Source organism: Pararhizobium sp. O133 (assembly GCF_051669845.1).
In the GTDB taxonomy this organism is placed as follows: Bacteria; Pseudomonadota; Alphaproteobacteria; order Rhizobiales; family Rhizobiaceae; genus Pararhizobium.
The window spans coordinates 4,117,067-4,133,962 of record NZ_CP196426.1; the positions used below are offsets into that span (position 1 = coordinate 4,117,067).

Annotated in this window: 12 protein-coding genes and 1 tRNA gene; 5 read left to right on the plus strand and 8 right to left on the minus strand. The window is 61.3% G+C overall.

Going from position 1 to position 16,896, the window contains the following annotated elements:
* Window positions 1-193: 193 nt before the first annotated feature.
* From ACST81_RS20025 to ACST81_RS20035, 3 genes are all read right to left on the minus strand, one after another.
* On the minus strand, window positions 194-1,264 hold the full coding sequence (locus ACST81_RS20025; RefSeq protein WP_438750111.1) for a M48 family metallopeptidase: 1,071 nt from the start codon (window positions 1,262-1,264) through the stop codon (window positions 194-196).
* A complete protein-coding gene (locus tag ACST81_RS20030) occupies window positions 1,254-2,345 on the minus strand; it encodes a YjgN family protein (RefSeq protein WP_438750112.1) in 1,092 nt (363 codons plus the stop codon). The genes ACST81_RS20025 and ACST81_RS20030 overlap by 11 nt, the downstream gene beginning before the upstream one ends.
* A gap of 235 nt (window positions 2,346-2,580) precedes the next feature.
* Window positions 2,581-4,077, minus strand: coding sequence for a CoA-acylating methylmalonate-semialdehyde dehydrogenase (locus tag ACST81_RS20035; protein ID WP_438750113.1), 1,497 nt, complete (start codon window positions 4,075-4,077; stop codon window positions 2,581-2,583).
* Between the two features lie 116 nt (window positions 4,078-4,193).
* Here ACST81_RS20035 and ACST81_RS20040 point away from each other — a divergent pair, with 116 nt between their 5' ends.
* Entirely contained in the window at window positions 4,194-4,520 is a 327-nt protein-coding gene (locus ACST81_RS20040) for a putative quinol monooxygenase (protein WP_438750115.1), read from the plus strand.
* Window positions 4,517-5,398 carry a LysR family transcriptional regulator gene (locus ACST81_RS20045; RefSeq protein WP_438750116.1) on the plus strand — a complete coding sequence of 294 codons (882 nt, stop codon included), beginning with the start codon at window positions 4,517-4,519 and terminating at the stop codon, window positions 5,396-5,398. Before ACST81_RS20040 ends, ACST81_RS20045 begins: the two co-directional genes overlap by 4 nt.
* 182 nt (window positions 5,399-5,580) lie before the next feature.
* On the opposite strand, the gene ACST81_RS20050 is transcribed toward ACST81_RS20045, so the two are convergent.
* Together ACST81_RS20050 and ACST81_RS20055 are read right to left on the minus strand one after the other, a co-directional pair.
* A tRNA-His gene (locus tag ACST81_RS20050) sits at window positions 5,581-5,657 on the minus strand.
* A gap of 166 nt (window positions 5,658-5,823) precedes the next feature.
* Window positions 5,824-6,273: a phasin gene (locus ACST81_RS20055; protein ID WP_438750118.1), complete on the minus strand. Its 450-nt coding sequence runs from the start codon at window positions 6,271-6,273 to the stop codon at window positions 5,824-5,826.
* A gap of 251 nt (window positions 6,274-6,524) precedes the next feature.
* Between ACST81_RS20055 and ACST81_RS20060 the strand changes: the two genes are divergently transcribed.
* Window positions 6,525-10,568 (plus strand): PAS domain S-box protein, encoded by a 4,044-nt coding sequence (locus tag ACST81_RS20060; RefSeq protein ID WP_438750119.1) that lies wholly within the window; start codon window positions 6,525-6,527, stop codon window positions 10,566-10,568.
* A 285-nt stretch (window positions 10,569-10,853) separates the two neighbouring features.
* On the opposite strand, the gene ACST81_RS20065 is transcribed toward ACST81_RS20060, so the two are convergent.
* Window positions 10,854-12,806 carry an acetoacetate--CoA ligase gene (locus ACST81_RS20065; protein ID WP_438750121.1) on the minus strand — a complete coding sequence of 651 codons (1,953 nt, stop codon included), beginning with the start codon at window positions 12,804-12,806 and terminating at the stop codon, window positions 10,854-10,856.
* Window positions 12,807-12,979: 173 nt separating this feature from the next.
* Between ACST81_RS20065 and ACST81_RS20070 the strand changes: the two genes are divergently transcribed.
* Together ACST81_RS20070 and ACST81_RS20075 are read left to right on the plus strand one after the other, a co-directional pair.
* Window positions 12,980-14,821, plus strand: coding sequence for an AsmA family protein (locus ACST81_RS20070; RefSeq protein ID WP_438750122.1), 1,842 nt, complete (start codon window positions 12,980-12,982; stop codon window positions 14,819-14,821).
* Window positions 14,822-14,892: 71 nt separating this feature from the next.
* Window positions 14,893-15,153, plus strand: a complete 261-nt coding sequence (locus ACST81_RS20075) for a DUF6460 domain-containing protein (RefSeq protein ID WP_438750124.1) — start codon at window positions 14,893-14,895, stop codon at window positions 15,151-15,153.
* 17 nt (window positions 15,154-15,170) lie between these two features.
* Here the strand turns inward: ACST81_RS20075 and ACST81_RS20080 are convergent, their stop codons facing one another.
* Together ACST81_RS20080 and ACST81_RS20085 are read right to left on the minus strand one after the other, a co-directional pair.
* A complete protein-coding gene (locus ACST81_RS20080) occupies window positions 15,171-15,989 on the minus strand; it encodes an ABC transporter permease (protein ID WP_438753714.1) in 819 nt (272 codons plus the stop codon).
* A complete protein-coding gene (locus ACST81_RS20085) occupies window positions 15,989-16,894 on the minus strand; it encodes an ABC transporter permease subunit (RefSeq protein ID WP_438750126.1) in 906 nt (301 codons plus the stop codon). The genes ACST81_RS20080 and ACST81_RS20085 overlap by 1 nt, the downstream gene beginning before the upstream one ends.
* Between the last annotated feature and the right edge of the window lie 2 nt (window positions 16,895-16,896).

The following is a 16,896-nucleotide window of genomic DNA, read 5'->3' on the forward strand; positions in this document are numbered from 1 at the left end:
CATGAATTAAACAGCGAATCTGCCAATCGTCCGACGTTCGTGTCTCACATATAGGACGGATGCTAGTTTGGAACAATTCCAAAAAGCAGAAAATCATCTGGACGTGATCATGATCGGCTTCACGCGCCCTGTCCACCCTCGGGACAGCGAAAGCCGATGAAACGGATCGCGTTCAACAACTGCATCGCAAGGGTCAGTTTTCCGTCGTCTTGCGATGCAGTTCCGCTTCATAATCAAGGATCGCCTTGCGCCGTTCCGGCGTGCCGGGGTGGGACGAAAGGATGCTGGTTTCCGAAGTATCGCCGAGTTTCTTCTCGATGATATCGAAGAAGCGGGCGATCGCGGTCGGATCATAACCGGCCTTGTCCATCAGTTCGACGGAATAGCGGTCGGCCGCTGCCTCGGCGGAGCGCGAATAGGAGAGCGCCAGCAGACCACCGCCCTGAACGAGCAGGTCTTCGACGCTGTCACCGATATCGCCGGCGATCATCATGATCAGGCCGGCCATCCCAGCGGCGCGGTAGATCTGCCGCAGGCTGTGCTCCAGTTCGACATGACCGATCTCGTGCGCCAGCACGCCGATCAGCATTTCCGTGTCGTTGCCGGCAAGCGCGACCAGTTCGTCGGTGATGATCAAAGTGCCGTCGGGAAGCGCAAACGCATTCGGGCCGATCGCCCCGCCCTTGCGGAAATTGAGCGTATAGGCCGAGGCGCCGCGCGCGGATTTCTCGGCAATGCGAGCGAAACCATCGGAAATCGCGCGCTTTTTCGCGTCATCCAGTGCCGATTTGCCGAGAACGGTGCGATCCATGGTTTCCATCGTACCGGCGGACATCAACTCGGGCACCACCGGCGGCGTCACGGCGACGGCGACCTCAACGAGGAGCGGCAGCGCGAAGCGATAGACGAGACCGGACAGCAGGAAGACGCCAACCACGAAGGCGATCAGCCGCGGGCGAAAACCCTCCAGGCCATGGATGAAGCCGACATTGCGGCGACCGTTCGCCCGTAAGAGCCGGTCAACCGCATCATTGTCGAACGTCTCGAACAGCGCCCCGTCCGGAAACTGGATGCGGCGCGGGATCGAGCCGACCCGATCCGAAATATCGAGCGCCGCGAAGCCGGACGCGGACAAAGGGGTGAGATCATTATCCGCGACTGCGGCGATCTGCCCTTCCCTCTGGACAAGACGGGCCGGCACCGAGCGACTGGAATCGCGCGGATGCCAGTCGCCCCGGATGGACGTTTCGGCATCAGAAGCCAAAATCGAAGCCCTCGAAGTCCATGAATTCGGCGCCCACGGCCGTGCCCTCCTGCTCTACCGCCGCGAAGATTTCCCCAACATCGCCATCGAAGCGGATGGCCGTATGCTCGTTGACATAGCGCGCCATGCGCACCGCCGCCCAAGGGCGCATCAGGCCGAGGGTCGCGACCGTGACGATCACGTTCGAAACGGCGATCCACACATATTGGAAACGCGACAGATCGCTCTTGAGGGCATGCTTCCCGTCGAAAACCGTCGAAGACCAGGCGATGTTGCGGACGCCGGCCCGATAGAACAACGCGGCAATGCCGAAGGACAAGATGATTGCGATGTAACCCGCAACGGCGAAAATCATCAGCGAGGAGGTCATTTCCGGTGTCAGCCCACTGGAATTGTCGACCAGGGCCACAATCAGAGGGAGGTTGATGAGTGCCACGGCGCCGATGACGAGAATGCCGAGAACGATGATCAGCGCCGAGAAAAACCAGGTCTGATAAATCTGGCCGAGCCGGGGATCGGCCGCAAACGACCGGCCGCCATAACGCAGATTGTTGCCGATATACCGATACATCCAGCGGCTGGCGAGAGGCGTCAGGATGCCGAGCGTGATCGCAGCCAGCATCGGGCCAAACATGAAGGCGACGAAGGCGCCGCCCATCTTGCCGACGAAATCGAAGCGGATGTTGCGATAGCTGGTGACGCGGGCGCTGAACCGCAGGCCGCGCATGATGAGCCAGGGAAAGAAGAAAAGGACGACGACCGCCAGCGCGATGCCTGCCAGCGGGAATGCGGCCAGAAGGATGTTGTAGACGACCAGATAGGTAAAAACGATCAAGCGGCCGATGAAAATTTGCTTGCCCTTGGCGTGATATTCGAAGGCGCGGCCGAGCAGCACCGTATTGCCATAGAAATAGCGGTTGCGCCGCACCTTGGCCCAGGCGGAATAGATGCCGACCGTGATGATCGTCAGCAGAATGTTGACGATCCAGATGCCGAAATATTCCGAAGCCCGTCCGGTGAAGGACAGCCGGTGGAACTGTTGCGATGCCGGTGGCAGTGTTGCTGTCTCGATCGAGCTCATGGTCGCCCCTCTTTCGTCCTGTCCGATACACGGAAGAACGGCCGATGATCCCCCGATATTCGACCGCCGGTTCGAACTCTTAAACGGCGATAACGGCGGGTCAACCGCAAGTCGGCGATGGCCACAAAAAAGGGCCTCCATGAGGAGGCCCAATCGGGGAGGATCTGATTTTGCCGGAGCTTATACCAAGGATCGATGGTGGGAACCCATAGGTTTCCATCATCGATCCTTGGTATTACTTCATCGTCGGCATGACGAACTCGGCACCGTCCTTGATGCCGGACGGCCAGCGCGAGGTGATCGTCTTGGTCTTGGTCCAGAACTTGATCGAGTCCGTGCCGTGCTGGTTGAGGTCGCCGAAGGACGATGACTTCCAGCCGCCGAAGGAATGGTAGGCCAGCGGAACCGGGATCGGAACGTTGACGCCGACCATGCCGATGTTGATGCGGCTGGCGAAGTCGCGGGCAGCGTCGCCGTCACGCGTGTAGATCGCGACGCCGTTGCCGTATTCGTGCTTCATCGGCAGGTCGAGGGCTTCCTCATAGTTCGTGGCGCGGACGACGGAGAGCACCGGTCCGAAGATTTCCTGCTTGTAGATGTCCATGTCCGGGGTGACGTTGTCGAACAGGCAGCCGCCGACGAAGTTGCCGTTTTCATAGCCCTGCAGCGAGAAATCACGGCCATCGACAACGAGATTGGCACCGTCTTCGACACCCTTGTTGATCAGGCCGAGAATACGCTCCTTGGCTTCCTTGGTAACGACCGGGCCCATATCGGCCTTCTCGTCGGTGTAGGGACCGATGCGCAAGGATTCGACCATCGGCGTCAGTTTGGCGATCAGGCGATCGGCGGTTTCCTTGCCGACGGGAACGGCAACCGAGATCGCCATGCAGCGCTCGCCGGCCGAGCCGTAGCCGGCGCCCATCAGGGCATTGGCGGCCTGATCGAGATCGGCATCCGGCATGATGATCATATGGTTCTTGGCACCGCCGAAGCACTGCGCGCGCTTGCCGTTCGTCGCGGCCGTTCCATAGACGTAGCGGGCGATCGGCGTCGAGCCGACGAAGGAAACAGCCGAAATGTCCGGATGCGTCAGGATCGCGTCGACCGCGCCCTTGTCGCCGTTGACGACATTGAGGATACCGGCCGGCAGACCGGCTTCGATCATCAGTTCGGCCAGGCGGATCGGCACGGACGGATCACGCTCCGAAGGCTTCAGGATGAAGGCGTTGCCGCAGGCGATGGCCGGCGCGAACATCCACATCGGGATCATGGCCGGGAAGTTGAACGGGGTAATGCCGGCGCCGATGCCGACCGGCTGGCGGATCGAATACATGTCGATATTCGGGCCGGCGCCTTCGGTGAATTCGCTCTTGGACAGATGCGGGATGCCGATGACGAATTCGCAGACTTCGAGACCGCGAATGACGTCGCCCTTGGCATCGTCGATGGTCTTGCCATGCTCGCGCGACAGCATTTCCGCCAGCTCGTCCATGTTGTCGTTGAGGAGCTGAACGAACTTCATGAAGACGCGGGCGCGGCGCTGCGGGTTGGTGGCGGCCCATTTCGGCTGTGCAGTCTTGGCGTTCTGAACCGCAGCATCCATTTCCGCGTCGCTGGCCAGCGCCACGGTTGCCTGAACTTCGCCGGTTGCCGGGTTGAAGACATTGCTCGTGCGGCCGCTGGTGCCGGCAACCTTCTTGCCGCCGATGAAATGACCAATCTCGTACATGGGTGATCCTCCTGATCTTGATTATGGCCGCAGTGTCGCACTACAATATGCACAAATCAACGCGCGATATTCAGGAACCGTTGTGCAAAAATTGATGTCGCATTCGGGAGCCCTCTATGGACCAGCAGGACGAAAGGATCATCCGGATCGCGGAGCTGGAAATCGACCCCGCCCACCTCGCCGAATACCGCACGCTTCTGGCGGAAGAGATCGAGGCGTCCATTGCCAAGGAACCCGGCGTCGTGATGCTGCACGCCGTCGCCGAGCGTGAGCGCCCGGAGCAGGTTCGCATCCTTGAAGTCTATGCCGATCGCCAAGCCTATGAAGCACATATCCGGACACCGCATTTCCTGAAATACAAGGAAGGCACGGCCTATATGATCAAGGCCTTGAGGCTGATCGACGTCGATCCCATCGCCGTCAATGCAAAGGTTTACCCATGAACTGGGATGATGTCCGCGTTTTCTTGGCCGTCGCCCGCAGCGGCCAGATTCTCTCGGCCTCCAAGCGGCTTGGCCTCAATCATGCGACGCTCAGCCGGCGGGTGACGGCGCTGGAGGAAACGCTGAAGACGCGGTTGCTGATCCGGCGCACCAATGGCTGCGACCTGACGGCGGAGGGCGAAATATTCCTGCATGCGGCCGAGCGGATGGAGACAGAGATGCTGGCCGCGCAGGCGCAGATCGGCCGGATCGACACGGCGATCGCCGGGACTGTTCGCGTCGGAGCGCCCGATGGTTTCGGCGTTTCCTTCCTGGCGCCACGCCTCGGCAAGCTGACGGCCCGCTTTCCGGAACTGCGCATCCAGTTGGTACCGGTGCCGCGATCGTTTTCTCTGTCGCAGCGCGAGGCAGATATCGCCATCACGCTGGAACGGCCCGAACAGGGGCGGCTGATCTCCTCGAAGCTGACGGATTATACGCTCGGGCTCTATGCCTCACGGGATTATCTGGCCTCCCATGGTGCACCGGAAACGGTCGAGGACCTGAAGGCGCACCGACGCATCGGCTATGTCGAAGACCTGATCTTCACCGCCTCGCTGAATTTCACCGGCGAGGTGATGCGCAGTTGGGATGCCTCCTTCGAGATATCCAGCGCCACCGGCCAGACCGAAGCCGTGCGCTCCAGCGCCGGCATCGGCATCCTGCACAATTACATCGCCCGGCAATATCCAGAGCTCGTCCGCGTGCTGCCGGAAACGACGATCCGGCGCGGCTACTGGACGACCTACCACGAAAGCGCCCGCGACCTCGTCCGCGTCCGCACCGTCGTCGATTTCCTGCAGGAACTGGTGACCGAGGAACACCATATTTTTCTGTAGGGTGGTTCCGATTGAAACGTTTCGCTCAGTCTGGAATTGAGAAGGTCGCTGGCGATCGGAATCCGTCATCTTTCCCCATGGAGGGAAGGTACGATAAACTCTGGAGGGGTGTGAGCGGATTGAAATTAGGGTTTATCAGGCTCCCTAAAACCCTCTAAGTGGCTAATTTTCCAAAAGGAAAATGGTACGGTTGGGGGGTCTCGAACCTCCGACCTCAGGTGCCACAAACCTGCGCTCTAACCAACTGAGCTACAACCGCACAAAGGGAAGCGGGACAGACATAGGTCGTATCCGCTTGCCGGGTCCAAATACGGGCAGTCGGTCTTTTTTGCAAGACATAACTTGCGCCCCTATGTGAAAAAACCGGGTGATAACTCACCCGGTCTGTCTTGAAGGCCGTGCCGGCTGGGCCGGCGGGGCCGAAATCAGGCCTTCTTGAAGCCGGAGAAAGCCTTTTCGGCGGCGTCCTTGCCGGGCTTGGCAACGGTTTCGGCGACCTGGCGGGTGGCTTCCTGCATCGACTTGGCCTGCTCGAGCGCGAGCTCAGCCTGCTTGCGGACGAAGGCCGTCTGCAGTTCGAACAGCTCGGAGATCGACTTGACGCCGATCAGCGCTTCCAGGTGCGAGAGCGAGCTTTCGGCATTGGTACGCAGTGCGTCGATGGCCTTCAGGCCGAGCGCGACGGAGCCGGACTGCGCGCTTTCGAGCGTCGCTTCAACGGTCTTGGTTGCGTCTTCGGCGGCGGTCTTCATCTTCGCATAGGCGTCCTTGGACTGGGCAGCACCCTTTTCCGCGAAATCGCGGAAGGTCTCGGTGACCTTTGCCGGGTCGAACGAGGCAAGCGAAAAGACGTCGTCGATTTTCTTGGTAGCCATGATCAGCGCTCCTTAGTTTGGGCCCTCTCATGAGGCACCCTGATTTGGTGATGACGATCATATAGGCGATTTCATTGTGCATTGCAACATATTTGTGCATCGCACCATTCGATAAAATGACCGGTATTAACCTTCCGCCGCGAAAGGCCTGTGGGCCTGGGCTTACCTTCTGGACCCATGGCCCGCTGGCGGTTATTAATAGACTGTTAACAATCCCGTCCGTGTGGCGGTTTTTGAAGCCAGGTCAGCCGATGCCCGCAAAATCGTACCCCTTCATCGACATCGCCGTTCACGAACGGGTGCGGGAGCATTTTGCGCGCGGCGATGCCGCCGTGCTGTTTTCACCGGATATGAACCAGGTGCTCTGGTCGAATGGCGAAGGGGCGAGCCTGTACGGCCTACCCTCGATCTATGATTTCATCGATACCGGCGCCAATCGCGGCGATGCCGCCTATCGCCAGATGGAAGCCGCCGCCCGGCAACTGGAGCGAAGCGGCGACCGGCGCGGCTTTCTGATGCGCATCGCCTCGGGCTTCCAGCGCGCTTCCGTCAATGCCTCGGTCGAGATGATCACCGTGCGTCCCGGCGAAACGGCGATCCTGTTTGCAGCCCCGCGCGGCGGCAAGCCGCTGAGCCCCGAGGATCGCGCCGCCCGGATGATCTCCGGCTTCGACGATCCGGACACGCATATGGCCGTGCTCGACGGCGACGGCGCGATCCTTGCCGCCTCGCCGGGTTTCGATGCCCTGTCGATGACGCCGCAGACCTGTCGCTCGCTCGTCGGCGCTGTTTCCCGCGACAGCGACTGGCTTTTGAAGCGCCCGATCCCCACCGGCAAGGGCCACCTGCCCGCCGCCATCGGCAAGCTGTCCGACAGCCCTGCTTTGCACCTCCTCTTCGCCGTCGAAACGATCCTCGGCAACATGGACGCCGGCTCGGATTTCCAGGAGGTCGACGAGGCGGAAACGGTGGCCGCGACGCCCGAGCCTGCCGTGGCCGAGGTGGCATTCACCGCCACGTCCGTGGCGACCGTGCCGGACGATGTCATTGGCGGCATTGGCGAGATCGAAGAGATCGAGGCCGAGAGCGAGGACTTTGCCGACGAGGCGGGTGCGGACACGGTTTCGGCCGCGGCGGCGGAAACGACGGACGATAGCGTGGCGCAGGATGTTTCGGCGGAAGACACGCGGCCGGTATTGCCGGCAGAAACTGCTGCTGTCCAGGCCGTGGAACTTCCGTCTGGCGATGATGCTGCCGATCCCCCGGAATCGGTTGAGACCGTTGCAGAGGCCGATGACAACGCCGAGGATGAGGCAAACACTTCTGTGAACACTGCGGAGGAATCTGCGGCAGACGAACCGGCAAGCCTCGACAATGCCGTTGCAGAGCCCGTGGCAACCGAGATTGAAGAAGACATTCAGGGCGAAGCAGCGGCTCAGGAGATCGAGGCCGTGTCAGAGAGCCGGCTGGACGCTCCGGCCGAAGAAGTCGTGGCTTCCGACAAAGCAGAATCGTCGGAAGCCGGAAGCCTCGCCGATGAAGACGTCGCCATCGCCGATTCCGAAGCCACGGAGATTATCGAAAGCGGCGAAGTCATAACAACAGACGAAATCTCAGCCGCCCACGGCGAGACAGCCAAAGCTGCCCCCGTCGCGGAGACGGAGGTTACCCCCGCAGAGCCCGCTCATGCGACCGACGGTTTCCGCTTCAACCCGAACAGCCGGGCGGTCCGCTTTGTCTGGAAGATCGACGCCGATGGTCGCTTCAGCGAGATTTCCGAGGAATTCGCCACGGCCGTCGGCCCCAAGTCGGCCGACGTTTCCGGGCAGCGTTTTACCGACCTGGCCGAGCGTTACCATCTCGATCCCGACAACACGATCGGCGAACTGCTGAAGCGGCGCGACACCTGGTCGGGCAAGACGATCCTCTGGCCGGTCGAAGGCTCAAGCCTTCAGGTTCCGGTCGATCTGGCGGCCCTTCCCACCTATTCGCGCAACCGCGAATTCGACGGTTTTCGAGGCTTCGGCATCGTCCGCGTCGCCGATGCCGTCGCGGACGACCTCGCCATGGGCCTGACATTGGCGAACGTCGCCGCTCCCGCCGAGGAGCCGGCGCCCGTTATGTCCGACGAGGTGACCACCGAACCGGTCGTCGAAATGGTCGAGGATCATGCGGAGCCGGCCGAGGTTGCACCCGTTTCGGAAGATGCGTCCGCGAGCGAGGACCCGACAGCCGACGATGCAACACCGGAAACAGGGACAGTGGCAGTTGACGACCAGCAGCCGGCCGGCGATCCTGCAGCCGAGCAACCGTCCTCCGACGACGAAGACCCCTTCGCCGAGTTCGGCAGGACACGCGCCGCCACCGATCTTCCGCCGGAAGACCCGTTCCGTGGGGAACGGCCGGCACTGAAGCTGGTCGAAACGCAAGGCCGCCGCGCCTCCGACAAGATCGTCACGCTCGATCATCATCGGCCCCAGGGTGCCGAGACCTTGACCCGCACCGAACAGGCCGCCTTCCGCGAAATCGCCCGCCAGCTTGGCGAGACCTTCGGAAAGCGGCCGAATGATGCGGTCCCAGGAGTGGAAACGCCTGCTGTCGAGGACCCATTCGATGGTGTCGCATCGAAAACCTCGCAGACGCTCCACGGTGATGATTTCGCCGGTCTTGATGCTGTGACTGCATCAGACGAAAACGAGCCCGATGACACCGACACGCCGCAAGACGAAGCGTTGGATAACGTGGCCGCCGAGCGGCTGGCGCCGATCGTGCCGGCGCGCACCAGCAGCAACAGCAGCCTGACGCGGGAAATGCTCGACAATCTGCCGCTGGCCCTTCTAGTGCATGGCGGCGATGAACTGTTCCACGCCAATTCGGAATTCCTGGCACTGACCGGCTATGCCGATCTCGACGAGTTGCGCCAGGAAGGCGGCATTGATGCGCTGTTTGCCGGCGACGAAGACGGCCTGTTCGACCTGCCCGACGGCACGATGATGGTGATCCGCCAAGACGGCCATCTTGTGCCCGTCACCGCCCGGCTGCAATCGATCCGCTGGGAACACAAGAGCGCCCTGATGATGGCGCTGTCCGCCGTGCATGAGCCGCCCGCTGCCGCCGCCGACAGCCAGCCGGTCGAGGTCGAACCGGTCAGCGAGACGGATGCTGATCTGGAAGCACTGCGGATGGAAACGGAGGAGTTGCGCTCGATTCTGGAAACCGCAACCGATGGCGTGGTTGTGGTCGGTTCCGAGGGAGAGGTCCGCTCGCTGAACCGCTCGGCCAGCGCCCTGTTCAACTATGACGACGGCGAAATCCGCGGCAAGCCGTTCGCGACGCTGTTTGCCCATGAAAGCCAGAAGGCGGTGCTGGATTATCTCTCCGGCCTGTCCGGCCACGGCGTCGCCAGCGTGCTCAATGATGGGCGCGAGGTGATCGGCCGCGAAGCATCCGGTGGCTTCATCCCGCTGTTCATGACCATGGGCCGCCTCTCCTCTTCCAACGGCTTCTGCGCCGTCATCCGCGACATTACCCAGTGGAAGCGGACGGAAGAGGAACTGCGCAATGCCAAGCGGGCGGCGGAAACGGCAAACGCCCACAAGAGCGATTTCCTCGCCCGGGTGAGCCATGAAATCCGCACGCCCCTGAATGCCATCATCGGCTTTTCCGATATGATGGCGAGCGAGCATTTCGGCCCGATCGGCAATCCGCGTTACGTCGAATATGCCGGCGATATCGGCCGCTCCGGCCGGCATGTGCTCGATATCGTCAACGACCTCCTGGATATCTCCAAGATCGAGGCCGGCGAGATGGATTTGGAATTTACCGCGGTCGAGATCAACGACGCAGTCTCGGAAGCCGTGTCGCTGGTGCAGCCGCAGGCCAACAGCCAGCGGGTGATCATCCGCACATCGCTGTCCGGTTCCGTGCCGAACGTCGTCGCCGACAATCGCTCGATCAAGCAGATCGCGCTGAATATCCTGTCCAACGCCATTCGTTTCACCCCTTCGGGTGGGCAGATCGTCGTCTCGACGGCCTATGAGGCAAACGGCAGCGTCATCCTGCGCATCCGCGACACCGGCGTCGGCATGACCCGGACCGAGCTTGAACAGGCGATGAAACCTTTCCGGCAGGTGACCACGGGTGCCCGCAAGCGCGGCGACGGCACCGGTCTCGGCCTGCCACTGACGAAGGCGATGGCGGAAGCCAACCGGGCGCATTTCTCGATCAGCTCTTCGCCGAACGAAGGCACGCTGGTGGAAATCGCCTTCCCCTCGCAACGGGTGCTGGCGAACTGACAGTAACCGGCAAGCGTCGGAAACAGCAGGCAAAAAAAGAGGCAGCTAAAAAGCTGCCTCGATAGTTGAATGCTAAAACAGGTGCTCGAGAAGGTATGACGTCATGTCCGTTCCGGCATCTCTGCCGAAAGCCAACCCTCACATCGGGTGGCCTCAAGTTGAGATCAACATGCGCTGCCATTCGTAAACAAAACCTTTCCAGAGACCCCGCAAATTTTACGCATCTGCAGCAATGAAAAGAGCTTTGGTTAATTCCGCAGGCCCGAAATCCTTAACGAACTGCAGTCAGTTCTTCAGCTCCGAAAGGCCGGCATAGAGGTCGAGCGCTTCCGGATTGGCAAGCGCTTCCTTGTTCTTGACCGGCCGGCCGTGAACGACCTCACGCACCGCAAGCTCGACGATCTTGCCCGACTTGGTGCGGGGAATGTCCGTGACAGCGACGATCTTGGCCGGGACGTGACGCGGCGAGGCGCCGCTGCGGATCTTGGCCTTGATCGCCTTGACGAGGTCATCCGTCAGTGTCTGGCCGGCGGAGAGACGCACGAACAGGACGACGCGGACATCGTCTTCCCAGTCCTGGCCGATGCAGATTGCCTCGGCGATCTCCTCCATCTGCTCGACCTGATTGTAGATCTCCGCCGTGCCGATGCGCACGCCGCCCGGATTGAGCGTGGCGTCGGACCGGCCGTGGATGACGATGCCGTCATGCTCGGTCCATTCGGCGAAATCGCCATGGCACCAGACATTGTCGAAGCGCTCGAAATAGGCCGCCTTGTATTTGGCGCCCTCAGGGTCATTCCAGAACATCACCGGCATGGAGGGAAAGGCCTTGGTGCAGACGAGTTCGCCCTTTTCCCGACGCACCGGATGGCCGTCGTCGTCCCAGACATCCATGGCAAGCCCAAGACCAGGCCCCTGGATTTCGCCGCGCCAGACGGGCTTCAGCGGATTGCCAAGCACGAAGCAGGAGACGATATCCGTGCCGCCGGAAATGGAAGCAAGCTGGACGTCCGGCTTGATGCCCTCATAGACGAAGGAGAACCCTTCGGGCGACAGTGGCGAACCGGTCGAGGTCATCAGCCGCAGGGCGGACAGGTCATGCGTCGTGGCCGGTGTGAAACCACCCTTACGCACGGCATCGATATATTTCGCCGAGGTGCCGAAGATCGCGAACTGTTCGTCGCGGGCATAGTCGAACAGGACATTGCCGTCCGGATGGAAGGGTGAGCCGTCGAACAGGCAGAGTGTCGCCCCGATCGCCAGCCCCGACACGAGCCAGTTCCACATCATCCAGCCGCAGGTGGTGAAATAGAAGAGCTTCTCGCCCTCTCTCAAGCCGCAATGGAACCGGTGTTCCTTCAGGTGCTGCAGCAGCGTGCCGCCGGCGGAATGGACGATGCACTTGGGAACACCCGTCGTGCCGGAAGAGAAGAGGATATAAAGCGGATGCGCAAAGGGAAGCGGCGCGAATTCCAGCGGCTCTTCCTTGAAGGGAGCAATGAAGGCCGACAGCGTCTTGGCGTTGTCGATGGACGCAGCCAAAGCCTCGGCATCGCCCGCATAGGGAATGATCAGCGACGGCACGCCGAGCTTCGCCGTCACCGCCCGAACCTTGGCGGAGACATCCTGCGGCTTGCCGGCATACCAGTAGCCGTCGCAGGCGATGAACAGCTTGGGTTCGATCTGGCCGAAACGGTCGAGTACGCCCTGCTCGCCGAAGTCCGGGGAACAGGAGGACCAGATGGCGCCGATCGAGGCGGCGGCGAGCATCAGCGCGATGGTTTCGGGCATGTTCGGCATCATCGCGGCGACGCGGTCACCCTTGCCAATGCCGGCGGCCTTGAAGGCCTGCTGCAGGCGCGAAACCAGTGCGCGCAATTCGTCGAAGGACATGCGCGACTGCGCCTTGTCCTCGCCTCGGAACACCAGAGCATCGCTGCTGCCAGTGTGACGCAGCAGGTTTTCGGCGAAATTCAGCGTCGCATCGGGGAAAAAGCGGGCGTCCAGCATGTGGTCGCCGTTCACCAGCGCCCGCTCGCCGCGATCTCCGACTACGCCACAGTGCTCCCAGACGGCGGTCCAGAAATCGGCGCGGTGGCTGACCGACCAATTGTGAAAGGCGTCATAATCGGCAAAGGTTCTGGAGAAGCGTTGCCCGCACCAATCGATGAACTGCTTCATCGGGGTCTGCGCGATGAATTCGGGTGACGGTGTCCAAAGGGGCCGATCTGATTGCATGCGTTCCTCCGCTTCCCACGCCAGCCTCTATATCATGCTGCGACGCAAGATAAACAGGCCGCGCGGGGGATGGCTATGGCAGTTGCGACATTTCCCTGACCCATCGTTTGATTTCTCACCGATGAAAGCCTATCCACATTCCTTCAAAACGATTGAAAGCATGCCGGACGGCCATGACGCCATTCTTCGATACATCCAAGTGGAAAGCCGGATTTCGTGTGCTTCTCGGATCGCGGACATTCGCCATTCTGGTTGCCGGCGTTTTCGTCGCCATCGTACTGTTCAAAGTCGCTCTTCCGCTTTTCGTCTCGACTGCGAGTGTCAAGACCAACATGGAGCGGGCCTTGTCCTCATGGACCGGTGCTCGGGCAAGCATTTCCGGTGATCCGGAAATCAGCTTCTGGCCACACCCGGTCCTGACGCTGCGCAACGTCACATTCGAAGGTGGAGAGACGGACACACCGCATCAACTCGCGACAGCCGACGCCATCGCCGCCGGCTTCGATATTCTCGCGGCTTTGCGCGGCACTCCGGTGTTTTACGATTTTCACCTGGTCAACCCAGCCTTTACGGTGGAGCGCAGGACGGATGGCAGTTTCAACTGGCGCCGGGCCGGCTGGATGGCCGATGCCGTCGCCAATGCTTCCTCGGCGTCCCCATCCACGGTGCGCAACATACCGATCGGCGATATCACCATCGATAATGGCAGCCTCGACCTCATCGACCGGATGACCGACAGTGCCTACCGGGTCAAGAACATATCCGGCTCGGTCCAGTGGCAGACGCCGACGGCGCGGATGAGCGCCAGCCTCTCGGCCCTGATGAACGGGCAGAAGGTCGAGTGGTCGCTGATCTGCGACGAGCCGCTGATGCTTTTGTCGGGCCATAACAGCGCGATCCAGACATCCTTCACCTCGACACCACTCAGCTTTGCCTTCGATGGCACCGGCAATGGCTCCGACAATCCTTTCGTGTCCGGCCAGTTGCAATTGTCGGCCCGGTCGGTCCCGACGGTGCTTGCCTGGCGTGACGCCCAGGCACTGCCGGGAAGTACGGCGGAAGCGCTCGCCATCGACACCAGCATGACAATGTCGGGCGGGACGATGAAGATGGACAATCTGTCCCTGTCTCTCGGTGGAGACAGCGCGACCGGTGTGCTCGACATCGCCTGGTTTCACCGCAACGGCCCGCGTGTTGATGGAACGCTGGCCTTTGACCGGATTGACCTCACGTCCCTTGTTGCTTCCGTCCTACCGTTGCAGACCGGTTCCGGCATGGCCGGAAAATTGCCCGACGTCGGCTTTCTGAAACAGATCGGCTTCGACCTGCGGCTTTCAGCTCAGGAGGCAGCCTACGGGCCCGTCGCGCTGACGGATATCGCAGCCGGCATCATGGCGGAAAACGGCCGTCTTTCGATCGATATCGGCGACGCCACCTATTCCGGCGGCTCGCTCAGCGGTCGTCTCGCCCTTGCCGGCAACGGCGCGGATGGTGGCCAGCTTCAGGCATCCTTGCAGAATGCCGACCTCGGGGCCCTCGCCGCCGGTTTCGGACTGGGCGGGCCGTTGCCGCTCGGTCGCGGCCTGTTGAGCGTCGATCTTTCCACCAAACAACCCCTGTCGGCGATCACGCTCAGCGGCGTTTCGGGCGAGGTGCGCTATCAGGCTCGGGATGGGGTATTGACGAATTTCAACGCGCCCGAATTCGAGCGCCTGGCCAGCGCACGCGATTTCTTCCCGGCAAGCCAGGCCAGCGACGGCTCCTTCGCCTTCACCACGGCGGAGATCGTCGCAACGCTGAAGCGCGGCGAGGCCGAACTTGTCAAAGCCGATATTCGCGGAGATGGAAAAACGCTCTCCTTTGCCGGCGTGGTTCCCTATCACAGCGGCGGCCTGGCACTCGCCGGCGCCATCCGGCCGGACGATACAACCCTGAAACCGGTGCGCTTCTTCATCGGTGGCTCCTGGCCAAATCCGGTCATCTCGCCGCTGTCGGCCATCCCGGCGGAGCCTTGAGACGGTTCCGTCGACTTTATCACAGGGCCATCTAAAATAAGCTGTCGAATCAGCCGACTGGAGATGTGCCCGTGCTGCGTTTTCTTGCCGCCCTGCTCAAGATTGCCCTGGCATCGCTGCTGACCGGCGCGGCTCTCTCGGTGTTCAACATTTCTTCCGAGCAAATCCTGCAGCAGGCCGGGCTGACGCCCGATATCCTCTGGAGCTATCTCGTGCGCTTTAGCAACTGGGCACTGCCGAACATCCTGCTCGGCTCGATGATCGTTCTGCCGATCTGGCTTTTGACCTATGTCTTCCTGCCGCCGCGCGAGAGGGAGCGGGAGCACGACTGACGCTCCCGTCCATTCTCTTAGTGAGCGAAAGCCGCCTGCTCGTCCCTGACCCGCTGGATTTCACGGCGCCGGGAGACGACAGAGGCGATCAGCACGCCGATGGCGACGATGCCGATCAGGATGGTGCAAACAGCGTTGATCTCAGGCGTCACGCCCAGCCGGACCTGACTGTAGATGCGCATCGGCAGGGTGGTGGCGCCGGGGCCGGAGGTGAAGCTCGAAATCACCAGATCGTCCAGTGACAGCGTGAACGCCAGAACCCAGCCGGAGAACACCGCCGGCGCGATGACCGGCAAGGTCACCTGCAGGAAGGTGGCGACCGGCGTCGCGCCGAGATCCATCGCCGCCTCCTCGATCGAGCGATCGAAGCTGAACAGACGCGACTGCACCACGACGGCGACGAAGCACATGGTGAAGGTGATATGCGCCAGCGTCAGCGTCCAGAAACCGCGATCAAAGCCGATGGCGACGAACAGCAGCAGCATCGACAGGCCGGTAATGACCTCCGGCATGACCAGCGGCGCATAGATCATGCCGGAAAACAGCATGCGGCCGCGAAAGCGGGTGTAGCGCGTCATGGCCAGTGCGGCGAGCGTTCCGAGCACTGTCGCGATCGTCGCCGAGATCAAGCCGACACGGATCGTCACCCAGGCCGCATCGAGCAGCGCCTGATTGTGAAAGAGCTGCACATACCATTTGGTCGAGAAGCCGGCCCAAACCGTCACGAGCCTGGATTCATTGAAGGAAAAGACCACCAGAAGCACGATCGGCAGATAGAGAAAAGCGAAGCCGAAGACGATCGAGGCGATGTTGAAACGGGACCAGCGCTGCATGATTATCTCCCGTCCGCTTTGGCTTGCGCGTGCTGGAAGAACATGATCGGCACCACCAGAATGAGCAGCAGGATGGTCGCCACCGCCGCGGAAACCGGCCAGTCACGATTGGCGTTGAACTCGTTCCACAGCGTCTTGCCGATCATCAGCGTTTCCGATCCGCCCAGCAGATCCGGAATGACGAATTCGCCGACGGCCGGAATGAAGACAAGCATGCAGCCGGCGATGACGCCCGGCATGGACAGTGGGAATGTCACGCGCCAGAAGGCCCGGATCGGCGTGCAGCCGAGGTCTTGCGCCGCCTCGGTCAGGCTGTGATCCATCTTTTCCAGCGAGGAATAGATCGGCAGGACCATGAACGGCAGGTAGGAATAGACGATACCGATATAGATGGCCGTGTGGGTGCCGAGGATGATCAGCGGACTATCGATGACGCCAAACTGAATCAGAAACTGATTGAGCAGGCCTTCCGGCTTGAGGATGGCGATCCAGGCGTAAACACGGATCAGGAAGCTCGTCCAGAACGGCAGGATGACCAGCATCATCAGGGTCGGGCGGATCGTGTTCGGCGCCTGTGCCATGCCATAGGCCATGGGATAGGCGATCAGAAGCGTCAGGAAAGTCGAGATCGCGGCAATCCAGAGGCTGGACCCGTAAGCCTTGGCATAGAGCGCGTCCTCGGTCAGCCAGACATAATTGTCCATCGAGAACTGTTTGATGTTATCGATAAACCCTCCGATACCCGCCGCCAGATCGAAGACCGGCAGATAGGGCGGCATCGCCGTCGCGGTCTCCGACAGCGAGATGCGGATGACGATGAAGAAGGGAATGAGGAAGAAGAACAGCAGCCAGGCATAGGGGATGATGATCACCAGCCGGTTGAAGATTGCCGATCCGAATTTTGACATGG